This is a genomic window from Anaerolineales bacterium (genome assembly GCA_037382465.1).
GTDB lineage: Bacteria > Chloroflexota > Anaerolineae > Anaerolineales > E44-bin32 > WVZH01.
The window spans coordinates 1-5408 of record JARRPX010000105.1; the positions used below are offsets into that span (position 1 = coordinate 1).

The window sequence follows — 5408 nt, forward strand, 5'->3', positions numbered from 1 at the left end:
GTTCCCCAAAACCTGCCGTCTTTCCCATTCGACATCAACGAGCTGATCGATTAGGTGGAATTCAGCGAAGGCGTGATGTCGTATCGGATCGATCGGTGTTGTGGGGAAAGCCTTCTTTGAATGCCAATTTAGCTCAGAACTGATTGGAAAGGCCATGACCAGCACAGGGCGAACGGCAGTTTCGCTCAAAAAAAGGCGACGAATGACAGCGAACGTCTACGGACAGATTCAAATCAGGCTCAATGATCAAGTGACGGGTCAAGCAGAGGGGTGTGCTCTACTCACGACCCCCGACATCGTCGGGGATGAAAAAAATTGGAAGCTAACAGCATACCAGGCCAGATAGGTTGAGATATGTTTATAGGGATTAGGAAACGTGCTCTGGGACACAATTGGCTGCCGGGACAGACACATAAAGTCAGTGCGGTTGTCCCGTCCACCCGCGTTGCTGACCAAGACTCGACCTCGTCTGATCTTTATAGTCAACAATTGCATTCCTGCGCGTGCGGTGGAGGCTGCCCTGCGTGCCTCGGCGTGCAGGCCAAGCTGAAGGTTAATCCTCCCGGCGACCGCTACGAGGAAGAAGCCGACGAGGTGGCCGATCGGGTAATGCGTACACCGGCTCCTGTCGTTCAACGTGCCCCAACTTGAAGCGGTTCCTCTGCTTCGGCGTGCCCGGATGAAGATGAACTGATTCAAACCAAAAGCTTGTCGGAAGAGCCTGCGCCAGCCGTTCAGCGGCAGGCAGAGCCCGGAGGTGTAGATCCGAAAGACGAAGAAGAGCTGCTTCAACGCCAGGCGTTGGACGAGGAGCGGGACGAGGTCGGGCGGATACAAGTGAAGCCGCTTCGAGCGGCGGCTGCCAATTTGGGTTCGGGCCTGGAGGGCCGCATACGAGGGCTGCAGGGCGGTGGCGCTCCACTGTCGTCCGGCGAGCGGAGCTTCTTCGAGCCGCGGATGGGTACAGATTTGCGGGTGGTGAGAGTCCACACCAATGCGGCGGCGCAGGAGATGGCTGGCAATCTGCATGCTCGGGCGTTCACGCGCGGCACGGACATCGTCTTTGGCGCTGGGGAATACCAGCCGGGGACCGATTCGGGCCGACGGCTGTTGGGCCACGAGCTGACCCACGTCGTCCAGCAGAATCGAGGAAATCCTGAACTTACGGGCCGCATACAGCGGGACGCCAATACGCAGGTGCGGGTTACGAGCACCGGCAGTTGCTCGGTGGAACAGGGCAACGTTTTCATGCGGGCGATCCATCGGGCTTTGATTTGGCTGCGGCTCGCCATCCAGCGGTTGAATCACTACATCGCCCTACCACTCAGCGCCACCGGTGATTTCGTGCGTCGTTCCCTGGATTTGCATTTCCACACACACAGCGTGTTTCACGCCGGTTTGATACGTGACCGTTTGAGAGCGATTTTGACAGATTCTCCACGACAGCGGAATTTCGCCATGCAGTGCGCACCACAAAATGATCCCGTTTGTGGATCTTTTGGGGCCTACGGCTATACGCGGCCCGGTGGTCGGAGGGGCATTCGTTGGTGCCCGCGGTTCTTCCGTGGCGGTGCGATATACCAGGTTCGCATGATCATTCACGAGACGGCGCATCACTTTGCACGCAGGGTCGGCACTGCCGGGCACGTTGGCGACAGGGCTTATTTTAAGGACAGGGCTTACGCCTTCCTGCGCCCGGAAGAAGCGATGGACAACGCAGATTCATTCGCCATGTTCTGCCAGGACATCGGGATGTGGCGCCATCATATCCCACCGGGCTTCACCATGGATACCTTCAGCGATTGTCGACCAAACCAAAGAAACCAGGTGAGATTGGCGCTGGCCCGAGCTGAGCGTTGGAATGTCAATGCACTAGACGTCACTACCGATACCCGGCCGGCTGTGATCAACGCTTACGCTGGATTGCGCCGTGCCCACATCGGAAGCGACAACCCGGCGCGAATTCCCCGGCTGCGTCGTGTGTACCAGCGCGTGCGGAGACTGCTGCAGGCCAGAATTCCGTTCGAATGTGAGGGCGCCGGAATCCCTTGCGTTGGCAACACCTTTGGCTATTATTACCATTTTTTATGGTGGACGAGTGATGTCCTGCATTTGTGCCCGTACTGGTTTGCAATCGCAGACGATAGCGATCGCATCGAGGCGCTTTACATCCTGGCTCTAAGGCGTTATGGGGATCTCTCCGAGCGCGATGCACAGCGGTATGCGGCTTTGGGAAGGGCGTTATCCGAGCGCTATTGGCCTGCGCCGGCGTCTTTACCCAGCGAACCTTTCCCCGAATCAACCATACCAGGTACGGCCATCGCATGAGTGCAGGATTTGGTAGTCCGCGTTTCACAAAGGGGCTGCACAGATGATTTTCCTCAAACGTGTCAATCCCAAAGTTATACATCAGCCAACTCGAATCCCCTCCGAGAGGAATGCTGCTGCCGGATATCAAGCGTTCTCCGGTCTACATGAGCCGAAGGTTGAATCGCCCGGCCGCCAGGATGGATGCATCTGCGGAGGCGGCTGCCCACGCTGCGTCGGCGTGCAGGCCAAGCTGAAGGTCAATCCACCCGGCGACCGCTACGAGCAAGAGGCCGACAGCGTGGCCGATCAACTCATGCGCATGCCGGCTCCGGCAGTTCAACGAGCCCCAACTTGAAGCGGCGCATACACTTCGGCGTGTCCGGATGAAGAGGAACTGATCCAAACCAAAAGCCTGGCGGAAGGAATCACGCCGGTCGTACAGCGCCAGGAATTCGGTGAAGGGGATAAACCGGATGATCTCGTGCAGGCCAAGCAGCTCAAGACGGATATATCCGCAGTGAGCGCAGGTCTGGAAGGTCGTATTCTTGGTTTGAAGAGCAGCGGCGCTCCACTGGCGGGCAGTGAGCGGGAATACTTTGAGCCTCGATTGGGGTTGGATCTGGAGTCGATCAGGGTGCATACCGATTCATCGGCTCAAGAAATGGCCGGAGATTTGCAAGCTCGTGCTTTTACGCACGGCACGGACATCGTTTTTAACGCTGGGGAATACTTACCGGGAACGGAAGGGGGAAGACGATTGCTGGCGCACGAATTGATTCACGTGGCGCAGCAGACGGGAGGTCCATCCTCGATTATAAAAAACCGCTCGTTGCCGCAGATCGCCCGCACGCCGTTAGTTTTACCGCGCCTTCATGACGAGTTGTTTTGGGCCGATCCACTTAGCCAGACGAGTGGGGAGATCGGCTTCGGGGCGACTCGAGGGCCGCGCATGGGAACACCGTCCGAAGATTCTAATTTGCCAATTACGGCGTATGTTTTCCCGCGCAACACGACGGGAAGACCGCAATCGACAACGACGTCGAGTGGCGGATCGTCGGGATCTGCCGCTGCGGCTCCAGCGGCAGCGCCTGCTTCGGCGCCGAGCCCCGGAGCGCCGCCTGCCTCGCCGAGGCAGGTCGTAGGGCCCGCAAATCGATCGCGTTGGGCGCTCACTCCGAGTGGTGCGTCGGCGCCGGCACGGCGAGCGTTGATCGTTGGGGGTATTCACGGCAACGAACGCGGCCCGTTGGATATCGGCCGGCAATTGCAGACAGAATTGAATAACGGTACGAATCCCCTGGCCCGGGATTTCGATGTGATTTTCATTCCGATCATGAATCCGGGCGGAGTGGCCGATCGCACGAGAGGCAACCGCCGCGGTGTCGATCTCAACAGGAACTTCCCGGGATTGCGCGGCTTTCCGGCGCCAAGAAGAGGAGCCAGTGTCCCCCCACGCCAACCCGAAGTCCAGGCCGTGATGAACGTCGTTAACACCCTGGGTCCGGCCAGGATTTTGGCCCTGCATGCCATTGGCACAACTCGTTCAGCGGGTGTTTACGCCGATCCTGTCGAAGGTGATGTCGCTCGTGAATTGGCCTGCCGCATGGCATTACGCATGCGCGGCACGCCTTTGTCGTCGGGTGTCCGACCTGGCGACGTTAACGTGAGGGGCAACGAGCTGGCGAACGATGTGTGTAACACGCGTTATCCCTCCACGGCGCAGGTTTCGGTGACTACACAACAGAGCAGCCTGGGAGCATGGGCTTCGGCGCCCAGGAGCATCGGCGGCGGAGGCAGCATTCCCACCATCACGCACGAAGTCGGCGGGAAAAGCCCCCTGGCGGCCACCGGCCGAGGGAGAAGCGTTGCGACGATCATGCCGGGCATTCGGGATTTCTTGCTCGACAACGAACACTCTCCGTCGGAAGCAGATGCGCTGCTGCGCCGAGCGGTGACGGATGCTTTCTTGGTCGGCCGAGGCAGGACCGCTGCCGAAACCCACATGCTTCGTGCGATACAGCGCATTGTGCGCAGCCGCTTCCAGGACATGAATGCCTATTACAGGTCGGTCTGGCGGCCGAGCCAACCCCCAGGCGTGAAGCGCAGGCTGCCGCAACGGCTGCGCGTCGTCAGCCAAGCCCGTGGCTTTCAGCAACAGTCTCGGATTGCGCGCCGCGCATTGGCGCATCAGGCGCTCTTTCGTTCGACCAGCACGGATCGGGAAATCACCCAGGCCATTCTCAACGTCATGCAGACGATTTCGCTGCCGGGCTTTTCCCGACATCATTGGGGTACAGAAATCGATGTGGTCTCGGCTACACGCTCAGACTGGGTCGGTTCCGGCAGATTCGTGCCTTTGATTCCCTTTTTTAGGGATGAAGCCCAGCGGTTCGGCTTTTTCCATCCGTACTCCAGTCATCGCCCCAGTTCAACGCTTCCGCATTATCAGGACGAACCCTGGCATTTATCCTATTGGGTTATTGCAGACGTTTTACAGCAAGAATGGGCTGCACGTTTTACCGGCCATGTTTTGAACAATCTGATCGCCCAAACCGCCCGAGCAGTCCATGGTTCGATAGACGTGGCCCGCATTGAAAGGATTCTGCGCACGATGGGCTTGCAACACTTCCAAACCAACGTTGCGCCTTCGCCGTAGGGAGAATTTGCATGGCAGCGACGGTCAAAGCCGTTAAAGAAAAAACATCCAAGCCTGCGATCGCCCTGAAATCAAAGGCCCCTGACATAGAGACGTATGTCCCGGCCTCCGTGGCAAGCATGGATGCAAGCGGTGAATATAGCTGCGCCTGTGGCGGCGTCTGCCCGCGCTGTAACTCCGAATGGAGTGACGTCCCCATCAGTGCCCCCGACGATCCCTTCGAGCGCCAGGCCGATCGAGTTGCCGATCGGGTCATGCATGGCCCCTCGCAGTTCAAGCACGGATCAGGTGATGGGGGAGAAGCGTCGAACGATCCTGCTCCCGAGCTTGATCGTGTCGAGCAGGAAGAAGAATTGGATGAGGAGCCGTGGCTGCAACGCAAGGCCGGGATGATGGCCGGGTCGGATGAGGACGAGGGGAAGAATGGCATCGGTTCCCTGAA

4 protein-coding genes are annotated in these 5408 nt (G+C 58.8%); 3 read left to right on the forward strand and 1 reads right to left on the reverse strand.

The features are described 5' to 3' along the window. Positions 1–708 precede the first annotated feature (708 nt). Positions 709–2328 (forward strand): DUF4157 domain-containing protein, encoded by a 1620-nt coding sequence (locus tag P8Z34_16720; GenBank protein ID MEJ2552316.1) that lies wholly within the window; start codon positions 709–711, stop codon positions 2326–2328. Positions 2329–2470: 142 nt separating this feature from the next. Here P8Z34_16720 and P8Z34_16725 read toward each other — a convergent pair whose 3' ends face one another. Further along, a complete protein-coding gene (locus P8Z34_16725; protein ID MEJ2552317.1) occupies positions 2471–2950 on the reverse strand; it encodes a hypothetical protein in 480 nt (159 codons plus the stop codon). Between P8Z34_16725 and P8Z34_16730 the strand changes: the two genes are divergently transcribed. Then, on the forward strand, positions 2924–4966 hold the full coding sequence (locus P8Z34_16730) for a DUF2817 domain-containing protein (protein MEJ2552318.1): 2043 nt from the start codon (positions 2924–2926) through the stop codon (positions 4964–4966). The two genes, P8Z34_16725 and P8Z34_16730, sit on opposite strands and share 27 nt — an antisense overlap. A gap of 11 nt (positions 4967–4977) precedes the next feature. Beyond that, the coding region (locus P8Z34_16735) for a hypothetical protein (GenBank protein MEJ2552319.1) at positions 4978–5408 on the forward strand (431 nt) is incomplete at its 3' end.

Coding starts and splice junctions, on each gene's coding strand:
- P8Z34_16725 (MEJ2552317.1), bottom strand. CDS start 2,950: ATGCACCCTGATCGACTCCAGATCCAACCCCAATCGAGGCTCAAAGTA.